Origin of the sequence: Arthrobacter globiformis (assembly GCF_030818015.1) — a bacterium.
Classification (GTDB): Bacteria; Actinomycetota; Actinomycetes; order Actinomycetales; family Micrococcaceae; genus Arthrobacter; species Arthrobacter globiformis_C.
Map to the genome: position 1 here is coordinate 3,278,192 of NZ_JAUSZX010000001.1, position 17,402 is coordinate 3,295,593.

The 17,402-nt window shown below is 68.1% G+C and carries 15 protein-coding genes; 4 read left to right on the forward strand and 11 right to left on the reverse strand.

Annotated elements, in window-relative coordinates:
* Positions 1 to 118: 118 nt before the first annotated feature.
* On the forward strand, positions 119 to 1,369 hold the full coding sequence (locus QFZ23_RS15375; protein ID WP_373427885.1) for an MFS transporter: 1,251 nt from the start codon (positions 119 to 121) through the stop codon (positions 1,367 to 1,369).
* 60 nt (positions 1,370 to 1,429) lie between these two features.
* On the opposite strand, the gene ftsY is transcribed toward QFZ23_RS15375, so the two are convergent.
* From ftsY to coaD, 7 genes are all read right to left on the reverse strand, one after another.
* Complete coding sequence (ftsY, locus tag QFZ23_RS15380) at positions 1,430 to 2,647, reverse strand: signal recognition particle-docking protein FtsY (RefSeq protein ID WP_306924197.1); 1,218 nt, start codon at positions 2,645 to 2,647, stop codon at positions 1,430 to 1,432.
* 103 nt (positions 2,648 to 2,750) lie between these two features.
* Positions 2,751 to 6,335 (reverse strand): chromosome segregation protein SMC, encoded by a 3,585-nt coding sequence (smc, locus tag QFZ23_RS15385; protein ID WP_306924199.1) that lies wholly within the window; start codon positions 6,333 to 6,335, stop codon positions 2,751 to 2,753.
* A 121-nt stretch (positions 6,336 to 6,456) separates the two neighbouring features.
* Positions 6,457 to 7,428 carry a bifunctional DNA-formamidopyrimidine glycosylase/DNA-(apurinic or apyrimidinic site) lyase gene (gene mutM / locus QFZ23_RS15390; protein ID WP_306924201.1) on the reverse strand — a complete coding sequence of 324 codons (972 nt, stop codon included), beginning with the start codon at positions 7,426 to 7,428 and terminating at the stop codon, positions 6,457 to 6,459.
* Positions 7,429 to 7,434: 6 nt separating this feature from the next.
* A complete protein-coding gene (gene rnc, locus QFZ23_RS15395) occupies positions 7,435 to 8,190 on the reverse strand; it encodes a ribonuclease III (protein WP_306924202.1) in 756 nt (251 codons plus the stop codon).
* A gap of 21 nt (positions 8,191 to 8,211) precedes the next feature.
* Entirely contained in the window at positions 8,212 to 8,415 is a 204-nt protein-coding gene (gene rpmF, locus QFZ23_RS15400) for a 50S ribosomal protein L32 (RefSeq protein ID WP_009356569.1), read from the reverse strand.
* Positions 8,416 to 8,451: 36 nt separating this feature from the next.
* Positions 8,452 to 8,976, reverse strand: a complete 525-nt coding sequence (locus tag QFZ23_RS15405; RefSeq protein ID WP_306924204.1) for a YceD family protein — start codon at positions 8,974 to 8,976, stop codon at positions 8,452 to 8,454.
* A 144-nt stretch (positions 8,977 to 9,120) separates the two neighbouring features.
* Entirely contained in the window at positions 9,121 to 9,621 is a 501-nt protein-coding gene (coaD, locus tag QFZ23_RS15410) for a pantetheine-phosphate adenylyltransferase (RefSeq protein WP_306924206.1), read from the reverse strand.
* A 90-nt stretch (positions 9,622 to 9,711) separates the two neighbouring features.
* Between coaD and QFZ23_RS15415 the strand changes: the two genes are divergently transcribed.
* Together QFZ23_RS15415 and QFZ23_RS15420 are read left to right on the forward strand one after the other, a co-directional pair.
* Positions 9,712 to 10,920: an aminotransferase class I/II-fold pyridoxal phosphate-dependent enzyme gene (locus QFZ23_RS15415; protein WP_306924207.1), complete on the forward strand. Its 1,209-nt coding sequence runs from the start codon at positions 9,712 to 9,714 to the stop codon at positions 10,918 to 10,920.
* Positions 10,917 to 11,705 (forward strand): spermidine synthase, encoded by a 789-nt coding sequence (locus QFZ23_RS15420; RefSeq protein WP_306926880.1) that lies wholly within the window; start codon positions 10,917 to 10,919, stop codon positions 11,703 to 11,705. The genes QFZ23_RS15415 and QFZ23_RS15420 overlap by 4 nt, the downstream gene beginning before the upstream one ends.
* A 21-nt stretch (positions 11,706 to 11,726) precedes the next feature.
* On the opposite strand, the gene rsmD is transcribed toward QFZ23_RS15420, so the two are convergent.
* Genes rsmD through QFZ23_RS15440 form a run of 4 tightly spaced genes read right to left on the reverse strand, consistent with a single transcriptional unit; the run spans position 11,727 to position 16,730 of the window.
* Positions 11,727 to 12,332, reverse strand: coding sequence for a 16S rRNA (guanine(966)-N(2))-methyltransferase RsmD (gene rsmD, locus QFZ23_RS15425; RefSeq protein ID WP_306924208.1), 606 nt, complete (start codon positions 12,330 to 12,332; stop codon positions 11,727 to 11,729).
* A 45-nt stretch (positions 12,333 to 12,377) separates the two neighbouring features.
* Positions 12,378 to 14,597 carry an ATP-dependent DNA helicase RecG gene (locus QFZ23_RS15430; protein WP_306924210.1) on the reverse strand — a complete coding sequence of 740 codons (2,220 nt, stop codon included), beginning with the start codon at positions 14,595 to 14,597 and terminating at the stop codon, positions 12,378 to 12,380.
* The gene (locus QFZ23_RS15435; RefSeq protein ID WP_306924213.1) at positions 14,594 to 15,682 is read right to left on the reverse strand and encodes a DAK2 domain-containing protein; all 1,089 of its coding nucleotides are present in this window, start codon (positions 15,680 to 15,682) and stop codon (positions 14,594 to 14,596) included. Before QFZ23_RS15435 ends, QFZ23_RS15430 begins: the two co-directional genes overlap by 4 nt.
* 22 nt (positions 15,683 to 15,704) lie before the next feature.
* Positions 15,705 to 16,730 carry a thiamine-phosphate kinase gene (locus tag QFZ23_RS15440; protein ID WP_306924214.1) on the reverse strand — a complete coding sequence of 342 codons (1,026 nt, stop codon included), beginning with the start codon at positions 16,728 to 16,730 and terminating at the stop codon, positions 15,705 to 15,707.
* 123 nt (positions 16,731 to 16,853) lie between these two features.
* Between QFZ23_RS15440 and QFZ23_RS15445 the strand changes: the two genes are divergently transcribed.
* Positions 16,854 to 17,357: a DUF3515 family protein gene (locus QFZ23_RS15445; RefSeq protein WP_306924215.1), complete on the forward strand. Its 504-nt coding sequence runs from the start codon at positions 16,854 to 16,856 to the stop codon at positions 17,355 to 17,357.
* The last annotated feature ends 45 nt before the right edge of the window (positions 17,358 to 17,402 follow it).

Below are 17,402 nucleotides of genomic sequence, written 5' to 3' on the forward strand. Positions count from 1 at the left end.
ATTGCCAGTCTGTTACAACAACCTCCCTGACGTAAATGGTGCATATCCTGCTTGTTACGGTTATGTTTCAGCCGCCCCAAATGCCCGTACCGCCCGTTTCGCAAGGATTCCCAGCTTCATGACGCCACTCCCCCGTAATGCCGCAGGCAAACCCCGGTTCAGTGCGGTCCGCCGCGCCGACGGCGCCCGGCTGCCCCGTGACATCAAGGTGATGCTCGTCGCCGCCTTCCTAATCGCTCTCGGATTCGGCCTCGTGGCACCGGTGCTGCCGCAGTTCGCCACCACATTCGACGTCGGGGCGACGGCCGCCGCCGTCATCGTCAGTATCTTTGCGCTCATGCGGCTGCTGTTCGCACCCGCCGGCGGTGCCCTGATCGGCAGGCTCGGCGAGCGGCCCGTGTATGTGGCCGGCCTGCTCATCGTCGCGGCATCCACCGCGGCCTGCGCGTTCGCCCAGAACTACTGGCAGTTGCTGGTTTTCCGCGGGCTGGGCGGCGCCGGGTCGGTCATGTTCACGGTGGCATCGATGGCGCTGGTCATCAGGCTGGCACCGCCGGAGAGCCGCGGCCGGGTGTCGGGCGCGTACGCGTCCGCGTTCCTGATCGGCAACGTCTGCGGGCCGATCGTGGGTGGCCTGCTGGCCGGCTTCGGCCTGCGTATCCCTTTCCTGGCCTACGCCGGCGCCCTCGTCCTTGCGGCTCTGGTGGTGCAGACGCAGCTCAGCCATGTTCCCGGTTCAGCCCGCGGCCAGGAAGCGGGCGCGCCCGCCATGAAACTCGGCGAGGCCTTCCGCGACAGCGCCTACCGGGCAGCCATGCTCTCCAGCTTCGCCAACGGCTGGGCGACGTTCGGCGTGCGCATGGCCACGGTGCCGCTGTTTGCCGTCACGGCCCTCGGCTCCGGGCCCGAGGCGGCCGGCTGGGCGCTGGCGGTCTTCGCTGCCGGGAACGCCCTGGCCCTGACCGTTTCGGGCAGGCTGGCGGACACTCTGGGCAGGAAGCCTATGATGGTGGCCGGCCTCGTGGTCACCGGCGCGGCGACGGCCGGGATTGGCCTGACGCAAGGGCTGGGGTGGTTCCTGGCTGCATCGATGCTGGCGGGAGTGGGAGCGGGAATGCTCAATCCGGCGCAGCAGGCCGCGGTTGCCGATGTGATCGGCCGCGAACGTTCGGGCGGCCCCGTGCTGGCGGCCTACCAGATGACGTCCGACATCGGTGCCATCCTCGGGCCGGTGCTCGTCGGTTTGCTGGCGGACCGGCTGGGCTACAGCTGGGCATTCGCAGCGACAGGCGCCGTGCTGCTGGCTGCTGCCCTGGGCTGGGTGGCAGCGCGGGAGACGGTGCAGCGCCAGCCTGACCCAACTGTGTAGCAGCAGGGGGCGTTCCCATGGCTGGGAACGCCCCCTGCTGCTACCTACTTGGGATGGGGATTAGTTCAGGAGGGCGTCGACAAAAGCCTCTGTCTCGAACGGTGCGAGGTCGTCCGCGCCTTCGCCGAGGCCGATGAGCTTGACCGGCACGCCGAGGCTCTTCTGGATGGCGACGACGATGCCACCCTTCGCTGTTCCGTCCAGCTTGGTCAGCACGATGCCGGTGATGTTGACAACCTCGGCGAAGACCCGCGCCTGGTTGAGCCCGTTCTGGCCGGTGGTGGCATCCAGCACCAGGAGGACCTCGTCCACCTCCGCCAGCTTTTCCACGACGCGCTTGACCTTGCCGAGCTCGTCCATCAGGCCGACCTTGTTCTGCAGTCGGCCGGCGGTGTCGATCATGACGACGTCGACTTCCTGCTCGATGCCGGCCTTCACGGCCTCGTAGGCCACGGACGCCGGGTCCGCGCCGTCGATGTCGGATTTCACGGTGGGAACCCCCACTCGCTGTCCCCAGGTTGCCAGCTGCTCGGCGGCGGCTGCGCGGAAGGTGTCGGCAGCGCCGAGCAGGACGTCCTTGTCCTCCGCAACGAGGACGCGGGCCAGCTTTCCGACGGTGGTGGTCTTGCCTACTCCGTTGACGCCAACCACCATCATGACGGCAGGCCTGTCCGCGTGCCGTTCAATCCGCAGGCTCCGGTCCATGGACGGGTCCACGATCTTGATGAGCTCTTCCCGGAGCAGTGCCTTGACGTGCTCGGGGTCGCGCGTGCCCAGGACCTTGACGCGTTCGCGGAGCGAGTCCACCAGCTGCATGGTGGGTTCAGTGCCAAGGTCGGCCAGGAGCAGGGTCTCCTCCACCTCATCCCAGACGTTCTCATCGATCTTGTCGCTGGAGAGCAGTGCCAGTAGGCCCTTGCCGAGCACGTTGTTGGACTTGACCAGGCGCTCCCGGAGGCGGGTGAGCCGGCCGGCCACGGGCAGCGGCGTCTCCACCTGAATGGTTTCCAGGCCGGCCGCGTCATCCGGGACGTCGGCTTCCAGCCCTTCAAGGTCGACGGCGTCCGGAACCTTGCTCTCGGCAGGCGCGGCAGGGGCAGCCGGGCGGTCCTCAAGGAGCGTGCCTCCGCCCGCGAGCGGCTCAACGGGGTCGTTGGCGTCCCGGGTGCCGGGGTACTGGTTGCCGGATTTCCGGGCCTTCATCAGCACCGGGACCAGCCCGCCGATAACTACCAGGGCAGCAAGAATGGGCAGAAGAATGGGGATGATGTCATTCACACCCCTAGCTTCTCACAAGCCACAGGCGCTTCTCACGAGCACAGTCGCTTCTCACAAGCCGCAGCGGCACGGACGGCCACGGCCGCCCCGTCCTGGACGTCCCCTAGACGTCCGCTCCCAGCCGCTGGCTGATAACGGTGGACACGCCGTCGCCCCGCATGGTCACGCCGTAGAGCGCGTCGGCCACCTCCATGGTCCGCTTCTGGTGGGTGATCACGATCAGCTGGCTGGATTCCCGGAGCTCTTCGAAAATCGTAATGAGCCGGCCGAGGTTGGTGTCATCAAGGGCGGCTTCGACCTCGTCCATAACGTAGAACGGCGAGGGCCGGGCCTTGAAGATGGCCACGAGCAGGGCCACCGCGGTGAGCGACCGCTCGCCGCCGGACAGCAGGGACAGCCGCTTGATTTTCTTGCCGGCGGGCCGGGCTTCGACCTCGATGCCTGTGGTGAGCATGTCCGTGGGGTCGGTCAGCACCAGTCTGCCCTCGCCGCCGGGGAAGAGCCGGCCGAAGACCCGCACGAACTGGGCCGAGGTGTCCGCGAAGGCCTCCGAGAAGACTTTCTGCACGCGGTCATCCACTTCCTTGATGATGTCCAGCAGGTCCTTGCGGCTGGCCTTGAGGTCCTCCAGCTGGGTGCTGAGGAACTGGTGGCGTTCCTCCAGCGCGGCGAACTCCTCCAGCGCCAGGGGGTTGACCTTGCCCAGCGATGACAGGTCGCGTTCGGCCTTGCGGAGCCGCTTTTCCTGTTCCTCCCGAACGAACGGCACGCCCTCCACCACTGGCTGGCCCTCGGCATCGACCGGCGCCCGCAGCGCGGCCCACTTGTCCTTGGAAGCGGCAGCGGCCACGGGCACCGGCTGGTCCGGCCCGTAGTCGGCCACGAGCTGGTCTGCGGTGAGTCCCAGATCCTCCACCGACTTCGTTTCCAGCGCCTCGATCCGGAGCCGCTGCTGCGCGCGGGCCAGCTCATCGCGGTGCACCGAGTCAGTCAGTTCCGCCAGTTCGCGGGCCAGCGCGTCGTTGGCAGTGCGGATATCGGCCAGTTCCCGGTCCCGCTGCTCCCGGACTTGCTCGGCGTGGTCGCGCTCCCGGCTGGCCAGCTCAACGGAAACGTCGCTGAACCGGATCAGCTCCTCCGCCGTGGCCGAGACAGCTGCCGCCCGCTTGGCCTGGATCCTTCGACGCCGCGCCCGTTCGGCCGCCTGTTCTCGCGCCCGGCGTTCCGAGGCTGCCGCCCGTTCCAGCGAAGTGGCCCTGTTGCGGATGGCCGTGAGCTGTTCTTCCCGGCTGCGCAGGGACAGACGGGCTTCCATTTCGGCGGACCGCGCCTGCGATGCGGCCAGGGCCAGTGCGTCCCGCTGCTCCGTGGACGGTTCCTCCTCGGCGGGTGCGTCCTGTGCCGCCGCCAGCCGGGCGGTCACCGCCGTCAGCGCCTCCTGCTCGGTCACGATGTTTGCCTCTGCGCGGGCCAGTGACGCCGCCAGCCGTTCGCTTTCGCCGACGGCGCTGCGCAGGACCGAGTTGAGGTGGCCCAGCCGTTCGGCCACCGCTGCCAGCCGGGCATCCGATTCGTGCAGGCGCTCCAAGGCGGCGTCCGCCCGTTCCTGCGCCTCGGCGCGACGGGCCCCGGCGGCAGCCAGGGCAAAGCGGCACTGTTCCAGCCCGGCGGTGACGGCCGTCAGGCGGGACGCGGCGTCGTCGACGGCGGCCTGCACCTCAAGCAGTGAGGGCGCCTTCGCGGAACCGCCGGTGACGGTCCAAGCGGTGAACACATCGCCCGCGAGCGTCACGGCGGTAAGGTCGGGACGCTCGGCGACGAGGTCCGCCGCCGTGTCATGGTCCTCGACGACGGCGGTGGCTGCGAGCAGTGTTCGCACGGCCGCCGCCGTGGTACCGGAGGCCGTCACCAGGTCCACCGCCGGGCGGGCCCCGGCGGGCAGTGGACCGGCAGCGGGCCTTCCTGCGGGAGGCGCCGCGGCCTCGAGCAGCAGCGTGGCCCGGCCGGCGTCGTCCTCCCTGAGGAGGCGCACCAATTCCGCCGCAGTTCCGGCGTCCCGGACCACGATGGCGTCCGAAGCGCTGCCGAGGGCTGCCGCAACGGCTGCCTCATAGCCCGGCTCAACGCTCAGGGCCGCAGCCAGCGGACCGACGGTGCCAGCCACCCCGGCACCGAGGACATGTTCGGAGCCGTCCTTGCGGTTGAGACCCAGCTGCAGCGCCTCGTGCCGCGCCTTCAGCGCGTCCCGTTCGCGGATGGCGTCGCGTTCGGTGCTTTTCAGCAAATCGATCTCGGTGAGGATGCCGTCTAGGGCTGCGCAGGCGTCCTCGTATTCAGCATCAAGGGTTTCCTCGCCGTCCTCGACCCCCGCCACCTGCGATTCGAGCGCGGTGAATTCGGACTGGGCATGACGGCGGCGCTCAACGCCAGCGGCCAAGGATTCTCGCAGCCTGCCGACTTCGGCCTGGGCAGATTCCACCTTTGACCGCGCCGCCCCCACCTGCCCGGCCAGGCGTGCCAGGCCCTCACGCCGGTCGGCGGCGGCCCGCAGCGCGGCGGTGAGCCGCTTCTCCTCGGCCGCGGCGGCATCCTCGGCCGCTGACTTGGCGGCAGTGGCGGCCTCCAGCGCGGCTCGCCCTTCAAGGATGTCCTTTTCCAGGTCCGCCTGCTCACTGCGGACCCGTGCGGCTTGCCGCTCCAGCTGTTCCGGGTCCCGGCCCGGCTCCGGCGCCGGGTCTGCGGAGCCAAGCAGGCGGCAGCGTTCCTGGGCCAGGGATGCGAGCGAACGCAGGCGCTCCCGTCCGGCGGACAGCTGGTACCACGTGTCCCTGGCGGCGTTCAGCCGGGGGGTCGCCTCCGCAGCGAGCTGCTCCAGTGACGCCTGCCGCCGGCGGCCCTCCTCAAGCTGGGTTTCGACGACGGCGCGCCGCGCCTTGAGCGCAGACTCGTCGGCGATGTCCTGGGCAAGGGTGTTCTGGAGCTGGACAAGGTCATCGGCCAGCAGCCTGGCCCGGGCATCGCGGACCTCGAACTGGACGGTCTGCGCGCGCCGCGCCACCTCTGCCTGTTTGCCCAGCGGTGTGAGCTGTCGGCGGATTTCCCCGGTCAAGTCGCTGAGCCGCTGGAGGTTGGCCTGCATCGCCTCCAGCTTGCGGACGGTCTTTTCCTTGCGCCGCCGGTGTTTGAGGATGCCGGCGGCTTCTTCGATGAAGCCCCTGCGGTCCTCGGGAGTGGCGTGCAGGACCCGGTCCAGTTGCCCCTGTCCCACGATGACGTGCATTTCGCGGCCGAGTCCCGAGTCGGAGAGGAGTTCCTGGATGTCCAGGAGCCGGCAGGCTGAGCCGTTGATGGCGTACTCGGAACCGCCGGTCCGGAACAGCGTGCGGGAGATGGTGACTTCGCTGTATTCGATCGGCAGTGCGCCGTCGGTGTTGTCGATGGTGAGTGAGACGTGCGCGCGGCCCAGCGGGGGACGGCCGGACGTGCCGGCAAAAATGACGTCCTCCATCTTGCCACCGCGGAGGGTTTTGGCGCCCTGCTCCCCCATGACCCAGGCCAGGGCGTCCACCACGTTGGACTTGCCCGAGCCGTTGGGCCCGACAACTGCCGTGACGCCGGGCTCAAAGTCGAATGTCGTGGCCGACGCAAACGACTTGAAGCCCCTGACGGTCAGACTCTTGAGGTGCAAGGTTTTCAGATCTCCAAAGGTGGCGGCAGCGGGTGCTAATCCTCCACCAAATCTAGCGGCTAACGGGCCGGGATCCCCGGATTTAGGGCCTTCCGGGCCCTCCGAAGCAGGGTGGCAATTCTCACCAGCGGCCGTTGCGCGGCCGCGGCTGGCACACGGGGCAAGTGTAGGAGGAACGGTTCATGAACTGCTCGCGCTTCAGAATGCTGCGGATCCCCGCGGCCGCGCAGCGCCGGCACTCCTCCCCCTCCCTGCCGTAGGCGTTGAGGGACCGCTCAAAGTAACCGGACGCGCCATTGACGTTGACGTACAGCGAATCGAAGCTGGTGCCGCCGGCGGCCAAGGCATCGGTCATCACGTCGCGGGCAGCGGCGAGGACGCGCTCGGCGTCGGCCCGCCGGAGGGTGTCGGTGGGCCGCGCATAGTGCAGTTTGGCCCGCCACAGGGCCTCGTCGGCGTAGATGTTGCCGATCCCGGAGACGAGCCCCTGGTCCAGCAGTGCGCGTTTGAGCCCGGTCTTCCGCTTCCGGAGACGGCGGTAGAAAGTGTCAAAGGAAAAATGCGGATCCAGGGGGTCGCGCGCGATGTGCGAGGCTTCCTCGGCGATGACCGGCACCGGGTCCTCCGCGAGCCCGCCGGGCCCGCCGTCGTCCGTGGGAACGAGCGTGGTGACGAAGAGGCCGCCGAAGATCCGCTGGTCCACGAACCGCAGCTGCTCCGGCATGGTTCCCTCCGGGCTCAGCCGCAGGCGGATCTTTAGGTGCTTCTCGTCCGGAACGGAGCTGTCCTGCATCAGGAGCTGTCCGCTCATGCCGAGGTGGGCCATGAGCGCGACGCCCGGCAGCCCTGAACCGCTGGCATCTGTATCAGTGCGCGCCGCGCCGTCCTCCTGCAGCGGCATCCAGAGGAACTTGCCGCGGCGGACGACGTCGAGGACTTTGGCCCCCTCAAGGTTCCCGGCGAAATCATCGGGTCCCAGGGCATGCCGGCGCACAGACCTCGGGTCAACCACGTCGACGCCGGTGATGGTCCGGCCGCGCACCCAGTTGACCAGGCCGCGGCGGACCACCTCGACTTCGGGAAGTTCAGGCACGGGCGGTTAGCTGCCGGCGGCGGATTCCGACGGGGCCGCTGAGACGTCCGCCGGCGCAGACTCCGCACCAGAAAGCTTGGCCTCCGCACCCGAGAGCTTCCGCCAGGCATCTGCCGCAGCTTCCTGCTCGGCTTCCTTCTTGGAGTGGCCGGAGCCCTTTCCGTAGGCAGTTCCGCCGATCTGGAGTACGGCGACGAAGGTGCGCGCGTGGTCCGGGCCGGAGCCCTCGACGGCGTAGTAGATGCTGCCCAGCTGCCGTCCCGCGGCCAGCTCCTGGATGCTGGTTTTCCAGTCCGTGCCGGCGCCAAGGGCGGCGGCGTCCTTCAGGAGCGGTCCGATGAGGCGCATCACCAGCTGGCGGGCGGTCTCGATGTCGTTGGACACGTAGGTGGCGCCGATGAGGGCTTCCATGGTGTCGGCCAGAATCGAGGCCTTGTTCTTGCCTTCGGTGAGCTTCTCGCCCTGGCCAAGATAGATGTAGTCCCCGATGCCCAGGCTGCGGCCGATGCCGGCGAGGGCGCGGGTACTCACCACGGCCGACCGGCGCTTGGCCAGGTCGCCCTCGGGGAGCGTCGGGTTGTCGCGGTACAGCGCATCGGTAACGGAGAAGCCCAGGATGGAGTCGCCCAGGAACTCAAGGCGCTCGTTGGTGGGTATGCCGCCGTTTTCGTAGGCGTACGAACGGTGTGTCAGAGCAAGACGAAGCGTCCCGGCGTCAATGAAGACACCGAGACGCTTCAGAAGCTCTTCAGTTGAAGACATCCTGATCAGCTTGGAGGCCGATTAGACGTCCGCGACCTTGCGGCCCTTGTACTCAAGGAACAGCGCAGTGCCAGCCGAGTCGGTGACGACCTTTGCCTGGTGCGGCAGGCTGTAGGTGACCTGGCCGTTCTCGACGGTCTTCACCAGGTGGGGGGCAGTCGCCTTCCACTGGGAGCGGCGGGCGCGGGTATTCGAGCGAGACATTTTCCGCTTGGGAACAGCCACGGCTAACTCATTTCTCTCTAGAAAAACACTTACAAATCAATTTTGCCGGTCAGGCTTAGCCAGATCAGCTAGGGCAGCCCAGCGAGGATCTACGACCTCGTGGTGGTGCCCCGGCTCGTCTTCCAGGCGCGCTCCGCATTCGGAACACAGGCCCTGGCAGTCTTCCCGGCACACCGGCTGGAACGGCAGCATGGTAACAACTGCGTCCCGCAACACCGGCTCAAGATCGATCAGATCGTGCTCGACTCGACGTTGCTCTTCATCGTCTTCCTCATTGGAAGGCAGTGCGCCTTCGTAGAAGAAAAGTTCTTGCACATTGACCTCAAGGTCATACGCAAGGGGATCCAGGCATCGGCCGCACTCACCGTTTACTTCGGCGAGGGCGGTTCCTGATACCAGAATTCCTTCGTGTACGGCCTCAAGCTTCAGGTCGAGCTCGATATCCGAGCCTTCCTGAACGCCAATGAGCGCCACGCCGAGATCTCCCGGCGCGGGTACATGTTCCGTCAGTGTACGCATGCTCCCCGGACTGCGTCCGAGGTCCTTGACATCTAGCATCAAGGGCGAACTTGCATCTCGCTTAATGAGAACTCCTGTTGAACATATGACCGACGTACCATCTTAGCCTGAACTCCCTGACGGACTCAAACCGGATGCCACGACGGGGGAAGCGGCCGGCGTGCACCGGAAACGTACCGGACAAGCCTACCCCCTGGAGGGCTGGCCCGCGGCAGGCGCGCCAGCAAGAAGCCGTTTCAGCACCGACCGGGGGACGTACTCGGAGACACTCCCGCCCAGGGTGGCCACTTCCTTGATCAGGGTGGACGACAGGTGCAGGTAGTGCGCCTCCGCCGGAAGGAACACGGTCTCCACTCCGCTCAGCTGCCGGTTCATCGTGGCCATGGGAAGCTCGTAGTCAAAGTCCGACGACGACCGGAGCCCCTTCACGATGGCGGACACTCCGCGCTGCCGGCAGTACTCCGCCAGGAGGCCCTCTCCGACGGGTTCCACCACGATGCCGCGCAGGGAGGCCAGGGTCTCCCTCGCCATCTCAATCCGTTCCTCGAGCGGAAACCGGTACTTCTTGGCATAGTTGGTGGACACGGCGACGATCACTTCATCAAACAGGCTCGCGGCTCTGGCGATGACCTCGAGGTGTCCATTGTGGATGGGGTCGAAGGAGCCTGGGCATACGGCGCGTCTCATGCTCCGAACCTACCGTATCGGCGGCCCGGGATACCATGACTTGGGCACCGGCCGCCACGGGGCCGCGGCTGAACAGACAGGCAGAAACCAATGACACAAACACTTCCGGCGCCCTGGCAACGTGCAGCCACCGGGGCGAACCTGCTGGCAAGTGACGGCGCTTTGGGCGTGACGATCTTCGAGGAGATGACCACGCTGGCCACGCAGACGGGCGCGATCAACCTGGGGCAGGGTTTCCCCGACGAGGACGGCCCCGCGGAGATCAAGGCGGCCGCCCAGGCCGCGATCGCCGAAGGCTCCAACCAATACGCGCCCGGCAAGGGGATCCCCCAGCTGCGGAAGGCCGTGTCCGCTCACCAGAGCCGGTTCTATGGGCTGGAACCGGACCCTGACACTGAAATCATCGTCACCACCGGCGCCACCGAGGCCATCGCCGCGTCCCTGCTGGCCTTTGTCGGCCCCGGCGATGAGGTCCTGACATTCGAGCCGTTCTACGACTCCTACGGCGCGATCATCGGGCTCTCCGGCGCCACGCATGTCACTGCCCCTCTGCTGGCCCCCGATTTCCTGCCTGACTCCGCAGCCCTGGAAGCGGCGTTCACCGACCGCACCAAAGTCGTGCTGTTGAACAACCCGCATAACCCCACCGGTGCGGTGTTCCCGCGCGAGGTGCTTCAGCGCGTCGTCGACCTCGCCCGGAAGCACGACGCGATCATCATCACCGACGAGGTTTACGAACACCTCACGTTCGGCGTCCGCCACATACCGGTGGCCATGCTGCCGGGGGCCGCCGACAGGACGGTCACCATCTCCTCGGCGGGCAAGACGTTCTCCTTCACCGGCTGGAAGGTCGGCTGGCTGAGCGGCCCGGAGCACCTGGTGGCAGCGGCCCGGACAGTGAAGCAGTTCCTCACGTACAGTTCCGGCACCCCGTTCCAGAGTGCCATCGCCACCGGCCTGGCCCTGCCCGACGAGTTTTACGAGGGCATCTCCGCCACACTGCGGAAAAAGCGCGACATCCTCAGCGAGGGGCTGCGCGCGGCCGGGCTGGACGTGTTCATGCCCGATGGCACCTACTTCGTCAACGTGGACACCTCGCCACTGGGCATCCGGGACTCTGTGGACCTGGCCCGGCGCCTGCCCGGCCTGGTGGGCGTGGCGGCGATCCCGGTGCCCGTGTTCTGCCACCCCGAGGGCGCGGAGCGGACGCGCAGCCTCCTGCGGTTCGCGTTCTGCAAACGCGACGAGGTCCTCGAGGAGGCCGCCGCACGGCTGGCGACCCTCCGGGACAGGCTCTGACCACGGCCGACGGCGCCCGGGCATCGCGATTCCTGCGCGCCACCGGCCAGCACGCCGTCATCGAACCGGATACCTATACACACGGCGGGTTCGTGCTCAGCATCGGCGGGGCCGAGCAGTCCCACGTGGACCTGGCCGACCCCGAGGACATCTTCTACGAATACCTGCGCCGCATCGGCCATGTCGTGGACCTCGCCGCTCCGTGGGGTGAGCCCATCCGCGCGCTGCATCTGGGGGCCGGCGCCCTGACCCTGGCGCGGTACATCCAGGCGACACGCCCCGGCTCCCTGCAGTACGCCGTGGAGCTCGAGCGTGAGCTGCTGGACTTCGTGCTGGAGCGGCTGCCGCTGCCCGAAGGCACCGACCTCCATACGGTCATCGGCGACGCCCGCGCTTCCCTGTCGGAGCTGCCCGCGGAGCTGCGCTTCGACGTCGTCATCCTTGACATCTTCTCCGGCCCGGAGGCGCCGGCGCACATTGCCTGCACCGGGTTCTACGAGGAAGCCGCTGCACTCCTCACGGAACGGGGCGTGCTGATCGTGAATGTCGGCGACGAGCCGGGCCTGACGCTCGTCCGGAGCCAGGTGGCCGCCTTGCAGGAGGCCATGACGGACGTCGCCGCCTGCGCCGAGTCGGGCATGTTCACGGGAAAGTATCCGGGGAACATCATCCTTGTCGGCACCCGCAAGCCATGGCCTCCCGAGTGGTCCGCCGCCCTCACGGCCCGCGGACCGCATCCGGCCAGGGTCCTTGCCGGTGTGGAACTGGACCTGTTGTCGGACTAGCTCGGCTGTCGGATCAGGAGCTCAGTCCCCGGCCTCCAGCGCGAGGTCCACATCGGGGCCACTGGACGGTTCGGCGTACCACAGCCGGGTCTCGCCGTACTTCTTCTCGGCAAAGCGCTCCAGGCCTTCCGGCCACCGGGGTTCGGTAGCGCGGGACGACCGCTCGACCACCACCACCGCCCCGTCATTGAGGTGCGGTGAAAGCTTTTCCAGGACCGACGCCAGCGCGGGCTCATCGAGGGGGTATGGCGGATCCAGGAAGGCGACGTCCCATTTGGCCTCCTCGGCCGCGCGGTCGAGGAAGGACTCCACCCTGGAGCGGTGCACCGTGACGGCCTTGCGGCCCAGGACTCCGTTGATGAGGTCGGCGTTCCGCTGGCACACGGCGCTGGCCTTGGCGTCGAACTCCACCAGATCGACCGTTTCCGCTCCCCTGCTGGCGCTCTCGACCCCCAGCGCCCCGGATCCGGCGTACAGGTCCAGGACCCGGGCGCCGCCGAGCACGTTGAACGCGTCCAACCGGGAAAACAGCGCCTCCTTGACCCGGTCCGTGGTGGGCCTCGTCAGGGACCCCGAAACGTTGGCCAGCGGGGTTCCGCCCGCGGCACCCGCAACGATCCTGCTCATACCCAGTCCCCGGACTGTGCCGGCCGGGGTGGGACGGGGTTCGTGCTAGCCGCGTTCAAGGAACGCCTCCTTCTCGGGATTCAGGTACTCGTCAATAGCCTCGGCGAGTGCCGCGTAGCCGGCCAGCGCGGGGTCCGCGGCGACGATCTTCTGGGCGTCCTGCCTGGCTCGGGCAATGATGTCCTCGTGCTCCAGTACGCGGAGCAGCTTCAGCGTGGACCGGCCACCGGACTGCGAGGCGCCGAGGATGTCGCCCTCGCGGCGCAGCTTGAGGTCCTCCTGGGACAGCTCGAATCCGTCGGTGGTGGCCGCCACGGCATCCAGCCTGCGCCGGCTCGGGTGCCCCGGTTCGAGCGTGGTCACGAGCAGACACGTGCCCGGCAGCCCACCCCGGCCTACGCGCCCGCGGAGCTGGTGAAGCTGGGAGATGCCGAAGCGGTCCGCGTCCAGGATGACCATCAGGGTGGCGTTGTGCACGTCCACGCCCACCTCGATGACTGTGGTGGATACCAGAAGCTTTGTCTGGTTGGCGGTGAAGGAAGCCATGGTCTCGGACTTCAGCACCGGGTCCTGGCGTCCGTGGAGCGGCGCCAGCGCCACTCCCGCCAGGGCGGGTTCCCCTTTGAGGTGCTCGACGACGGCGGTCACGGAGGCCAGTTCGCGTGCGGCTCCGCCCCCCTCCAGTTCCCCTGGCTCAGGTTCCGCTTCGCCGGGAGTGAAGTCGCCGTCGTCGTCCGCCCCGATCTTGGGGCACACGACGTACACCTGGTGTCCGGCCTCGATCTCCTCACGGGAACGGGACCAGATGCGGGCCGCCCAGGCGGGATTCTCCGCGAGTCCCACCACGTGCGTGGCAATGGGCGCCCGGCCGGCCGGCAGTTCGTCAAGCACGGAGGTTTCGAGGTCGCCGAACACCGTCATGGCCACGGTCCTGGGGATCGGGGTGGCGGTCATGACCAGCAGGTGCGGCGGCTTGCTGGCCTTGGCACGCAGGGCATCGCGCTGTTCCACGCCGAAGCGGTGCTGCTCATCCACCACGATGAGGCCAAGGTCAAAGAAGGTGACGTTTTCGCTCAACAGCGCGTGGGTGCCGATGACGATCCCGGCCGTGCCGGAAGCGGCATCGAGCAGTGCCTGCTTGCGCGCGGCGGTCGGCATGGAGCCGGTGAGCAGGCTGACCTGCACCGAATGGTCGCCCAGCCCGCCCAGGAGCCCGTCGCGGGCCAGCGGGCCCAGCGTGCGCCGGATGGAATCGAAGTGCTGTGCGGCCAACACTTCCGTGGGCGCCAGCAGTGCAGCCTGTCCCCCGGCGTCGACCACCTGGAGCATCGCCCGCAGCGCCACAATGGTCTTGCCGGAGCCGACCTCGCCCTGCAGCAGCCTGTTCATGGGCCCGTCCTGCGACAGCTCCGCCGAGAGGGTCTTGCCGACGGCGGACTGGCCAGCAGTCAGGGTGAACGGCAGCTGGCGGTCGAAGGCTGCGAGCAGTCCCTCCGGCACGGGGCGCCGGGCGGTGGCTTCCTCTGACGCAAGCTGGGCACGGCGCCGGGCGAGGGCGGACTGGAGGACCAGCGCCTCCTGGTAGCGGAACCGGTCCCTGGCCTTGCGCCAGTCCGCCGCGGTTTCCGGGGCGTGGATGAGCCGGTAGGCCTCCGGCAGCGGCAGGAATTTCTCGCGGGCCGAAATGGCCGCCGGCAGCGGATCCCGCAGGGCGTTCAGGTCTGCGGTCTCCAGTAGGGCAGTCACGACTTTCTGGATGGACCAGCTGGTGAGGTGCGCGGTGGCAGGGTAAATCGGGATGGGCATGGCCGCGAGCTTCTCCGGGTCCATGCCGGGGACATCGGGGTCCTCGTCCAGCAGCTGGTAGTCCGGGTTGGTGAGTCCCAGCGAACCGGCGTAGCGCGTCACCTTCCCGGAGAACATGGCCCGCCGGCCGGGCTGCAGCTCATTCTTGGCGCGGTGGCCGTTGAAGAAACTGATTTTCAGCGTGCCCGTTCCGGCGTCGTCGGTAATGACGACGTCGATGATGAAGCCCTTCCGGGCGCGCATCTGCCGCTTGCTGTTGGAGACGACGCGGGCGATGAGGGTGACGTCCTCATCGAACGGAAGCTCACTGATGGGCGTCAGTTCACCGCGGTTGAGGTAGCGGCGCGGATAGTAGTTGAGCAGGCCGCCCACCGTGGTGATGCCCAGGTGTTTCTCGATCACGGCCGCGGAGCGCTTGCCGATCCGGCGCTCCAGGCCGAGTTCCAGTTCGACGTTCATCTTCCTTCTGCGCTCACTTCTCCTGACGGATCGCGGGGCAGGGCGAGCTCGCTGACGGACACGTCCGCCGGATCGCCGAGCGACCTGATCAGTCCAAGGGCCGGAGCCGGGTCCGGGACGTGCACGTGGACCCGCCACCGGTACCGGCCCTCCGCGTCGGCGGAGGGGCCAACCTGGCTCATGATCACGGAGTCCCCGAGTTCATCCAGGCGCTGCCGGAGCGTGGCGGCGTCCAGCGGGGACAGGCTGATGGTGCACATGACCTCCACGCCGTCGTCGTCCGGCATGTCGGCGTGGATGTGGGGGTCCTGGAGATCGTACCCGTGCAGGCCGTCCAGCAGTTCGCTGCGGAGCTCTTCGCCGAGCACCGCCGACCGGAGGCAGTCCAGGATCAGCAGCATTCCCACGCCGCCGGCGTCCACCACGTGCGCGGCCTGCAGGGCATCGAGCTGCCCCTCCGTGCGGACCACGGCCTCGAGGGCGGCCTCGACGGCCGCATCCAGGACCAGGCCCAGGGCATGGTTGCTGTCGTTGCCGTTCTGGCCGGCGTCGACGGCGGCCGCGGCCCGGCCCGCTGCTTCCATCACAGAGAGCATGGTGCCCGGAACGGGATCGCTCAGCGCTGACCAGGCCCTGATCTGCGCCCGGTTGAGGGCGGCGGCGAGGAGGGAGGAGGTGAGCCTGGCGTGCCCGGCCAGCGGTTCGGCCGCAGCGCAGAGGAATACGGAGAACAGCGTGCCGGAGTTCCCTCTGGCCTGTTCCATCGCCGCCTGGCCGGCGCGCGCCAGGACGGCACCCACGTCATTAAGCTGCGCCTGTTGACCGAGCTGTGCCTGTTGACCGAGCTGCGCCTGTTGATTGAGCTGTACTTGTTGATTGAAGGGCGTCTGCTCCTGACCGGAGGGCGCCGCATCCTGGCCGGCGTCTGCGACGGCGGTATCCTGGAGAGCCCGGGCTGCGGCACGGACTGTGAGGTACAGGTTGGTTCCGGTGTCGCCGTCCGCCACCGGGAAGATATTGATGGCATTCAGGCGGTCGCTGTGGTTGCCCAGTGCGGTTTCGGCCTTGCCCAACCACCGCTTCATCGCTTGCGCGTTCGCGGCAACCTTAGTCTGCAAAGTGATCCCATCCCACGGAGTCAGCGGGCCGTCCCGCGATCGTCACGCCCGGCGCCTTGTCTGCGCCGCAGGCCTGTACTGAGCCTATCCCAGTAAACCCGGGCGGCACCTGCATGCCCGCCGGGAATGTGGCCAGCAGCCCGTGGTCTTCCCCGCCGCCGAGCACCCAGGCGCGTGGGTCGGCGCCCAGGAGGGTGGCCGCGGAGCGGAGAGGCTCGGCGAGCTGGCCAAGTTGCCCGGGATCCAGATCCAGCACAACGTGGCTGGCCACGGCCAACCTGGTTCCGTCCCGCACCAGGCCGTCGGAAATGTCCATCATGGCTGTGGCGCCGGACATGCGCGCCAGCGGCCCGGCCTCCAGCGGCGGCTCCGGCCGGCACTGGAGCTCAAGCAGTGACAGCAGCTCCGGCGTAAGCGAACTCACATGATGGGCAGACTCCAGCAATGCCAGCCCGGCAGCGGCCCAGCCCGCCCGCCCGGCGATCGCCACCGTGTCGCCTTCCCGGGCGCCGGACCGGAGGACCGGCCGGCCGCCGTCGAGCGTGCCGAGGACTGCAACGGTGACGGACAGCTCGCGGCCGCGGCCAAGGTCGCCACCCGCGACAGAGCACGCCCCCGCCCCCAGCTTGCTGATGGCGGCCGTGAGGCCGTCCGCGAGGTCCTCGACCCATCCGACCGGAGTGTCCGGGGGCATGGTCAGGCTGACCACCATTGAGGTTGCCGACGCGCCCATGGCGTTGATGTCGCTAAGGTTCTGCGCTGCGGCCTTCCATCCGACGTCGTAGCCGGTGGTCCGGTAGCCGTTGTTCCACTCAAGCCGGAAATCCTGGTCCTGGACCTGGGTGTCGATGCTGATGACCGTCCTGCCGTCCGGCACCGCCACGATGGCGGCGTCATCGCCCGGTCCGAGGACCACGGCGGCACTGTGCAGGGCGCTGAGTTCCAGGCGCGGGAAAATCCGGGCCAGAAGCTCCGCTTCGGACAGTTGGGCGACAGTCAATGGTGTTTGGGGCACGCCACTACGCTACCGCCACGGACAGACATTTTCGGATGGCGTGTTTCCGGCCCCGGCAGGCAAGGAGTGCGGACGGCACCTCGGCGGTCCGTCCGGCTCCCGGTGGAACGATAGGCTTGAAGGATGCATTCCCCGCTCGCCCAGAAACCCGTCCGCAGGCTGAGGGTAGCAGTCGCCGCCACGCTGACTGGACTGGCGCTGGGCGGCTGTTCACCCGCCGTCGACGTTGCCCCCGCCGCCGACGCAGCCAATCCGGCCTGCGCGCCGATGATGGTGGCGCTTCCGGATGCCATTGGCGACGCCCGCCTGCGGAAGACGAATAGCCAGGCCACTGCAGCCTGGGGCGACCCGTCGCGGGTGGTCCTGCGGTGCGGGGTCAACGTCCCCGGGCCCACCACTGACCGCTGCGTGAGCGTCAACGACGTCGACTGGGTGATCAAGGAGGGTGATCCTGTGTGGACGCTGACCACCTACGGCCGGGAACCCGCCACGGAAATCCTGATGGATCCGGAGAAAATCAGCTCGGCCACTGTCCTTGCTGACCTGTCCGGCGCAGCTGCGAAGATCAAGGCCAGCCGCAAGTGCGTGGGCCAGCAGGAAGTCCAGGACCTGCCCACCAGCAAGTAGCAGGCCAGGTGGTGGGCCCACGGCGGCAGGGTTCCCTGGCCGGAG